The sequence below is a fragment of the Pacificispira spongiicola genome, from assembly GCF_012926505.1.
In the GTDB taxonomy this organism is placed as follows: Bacteria; Pseudomonadota; Alphaproteobacteria; order UBA8366; family Aestuariispiraceae; genus Pacificispira; species Pacificispira spongiicola.
The window spans coordinates 1-608 of the sequence record NZ_JABBNT010000019.1 but is presented as its reverse complement, the minus strand read 5'-3'; the positions used below and the strand labels follow the sequence as shown (position 1 = coordinate 608).

Sequence of the window (608 nt, the reverse complement as noted above, 5' to 3'; positions counted from 1 at the left end):
CCGGACATGGGGCTCCGAACCCCTAGAAATTGACACCCCCTACCCCTGGTGGCCGGGTCGGACTCTACCCCGCACATGTGGGGGGCGGGCGGCGAGGGTGCGGGCGACGGGTGCAGCTCGGTGGAGGCCCTAGCGCTACCCGTCGCCCTCGCGACGCGCCCGCACTCGGTACGCGTCGTGTTCGTCATCGTCCGTGTAGCCTTTTCATCTCGATCAGCTCGCGTTCCATCTCGCCGCTCATGACTGCGTTTTTGAAGGCGCGGGCCGCCCAATTTTCGAGGCGTTCTAGCGACGGTTTGGGCTTCTTCGCTTTGTCGCCTTTAGACGCTGCCACCTTGACGGGCCTAGCGGGGCGCGGGGCCGGGGCGTAACGCGCGGCGGCGGCGGACATGTCCGCGATGCGAAAGCGTCGCCAAAGATCCACGGTTTCGTCTGTAACGATGTCGTCGTCCAGCCAAACCGCCGTCGCGTAAGCGGGCTCTCCTGTGAGTCCGACCGACTCCAGCCGCGCCCGCGTGACGACTCCGTCCGCCCTCGGTGCGCTGATTGCGTGAAAGAGCATCGACGCACCGAGATGCCCAGACCGTGCCATAGCGGCGACGTGGCGG

The 608-nt window shown here is 66.8% G+C and carries 1 protein-coding gene; it reads right to left on the bottom strand.

The genetic code is table 11. The annotated features are described in order from the left end of the window. Window positions 1-184: 184 nt before the first annotated feature. Window positions 185-608: hypothetical protein (locus HH303_RS19915; protein ID WP_227421974.1), on the bottom strand; the 424-nt coding region annotated here is incomplete at its 5' end.